We start from the raw sequence: 1,285 nt of genomic DNA on the forward strand, positions 1-1,285 counted from the left end.
GTTTCATAGGATTGACGGGAGAAACGGAAGATGGCTGCATCCAGAATGCGTTCCCGCGTCGGGATCTGAGATTTGACGGCTGCACGGCGTGGCATGGATTTCCTCACGATGATTATTGCGCATTGCGGTGAACACGCTAGTGGATTGATCGCGACGAAAGATTCCGGTGTGGGATTCCCGATCGGCGGGAGTTGTGCGACGTTTGGGGATGCGCACAGGGATTACATTTGACGTCACCGCCTCCGACCGAACTCGGCTTGAAGCCATCATTGCTGCCCCGACCTCTGCCCAGAAACATGTTTGGCGGGCGAAGATCGTATTGATGAGCGGCGAGGGACTGGGAACGGTTGCCATCATGGAGGCTACGGGGAAATCCAAACCCTGCGTCTGGCGCTGGCAGGAGCGTTTCATGTCCGAGGGGGTCGATGGGCTGTTGCGCGACAAGAGCAGGCCGCCCGGCATTGCGCCGCTTGATGGCGAACTCGTTGAGCGGGTCGTGGCACTGACGCTTGAGACGCCTCGACAGGAAGCAACGCACTGGACCGTTCGTGCGATGGCCAAGGCTGTTGGGATTGCAGCCTCTTCGGTCGTGAAGATCTGGCATGAGCATGGTCTTGCGCCGCACCGCTGGCGCAGCTTCAAACTGTCGAATGACAAGGCGTTTGCCGAGAAACTTCACGACGTCGTCGGTCTCTATGTCTCCCCGCCGGCCCACGCCATTGTCTTGTCGGTTGATGAGAAGAGCCAGATCCAGGCGCTCGACCGGACCCAGCCGGGCCTGCCGCTCAAGAAAGGACGTGCCGGCACGATGACCCATGATTACAAGCGCCATGGCACCACCACCCTGTTTGCCGCCCTCAATGTTCTCGACGGATCGGTGATCGGTCGAAACATGCAGCGCCACCGACATCAGGAGTTCATTCGCTTCCTCAACGCCATTGAGGCGGAACTGCCGAAAGACAAAGCCGTCCACGTCATTCTCGATAACTACGCGACGCATAAGCAGCCGAAGGTCCGCGCCTGGCTGGCAAGGCATCCGCGCTGGACCTTCCACTTCGTCCCGACATCCTGCTCTTGGCTCAACGCTGTCGAAGGCTTCTTCGCGAAACTAACGCGCCGGCGCCTGAAGCACGGCGTCTTCCACTCCGTCGTAGACCTGCAGGCGGCCATCAACCGCTTCGTCAAGGAACACAACCGCGAACCAAAGCCATTCATCTGGAAAGCAGACCCGGACGACATCATTGCCGCAGTCAGGCGTGGGCACCAAACGTTGGAATCAATCCAC

At 59.2% G+C, this 1,285-nt stretch carries 1 protein-coding gene; it reads left to right on the forward strand.

The annotated features are described in order from the left end of the window. Window positions 1–208: 208 nt before the first annotated feature. Window positions 209–1,285 (forward strand): IS630 family transposase (locus tag RNA01_RS23300; protein WP_147182450.1); only part of this gene is annotated, 1,077 nt, incomplete at its 3' end.

The sequence above is a fragment of the Paenirhizobium naphthalenivorans genome, assembly GCF_007992095.1.
In the GTDB taxonomy this organism is placed as follows: domain Bacteria; phylum Pseudomonadota; class Alphaproteobacteria; order Rhizobiales; family Rhizobiaceae; genus Allorhizobium; species Allorhizobium naphthalenivorans.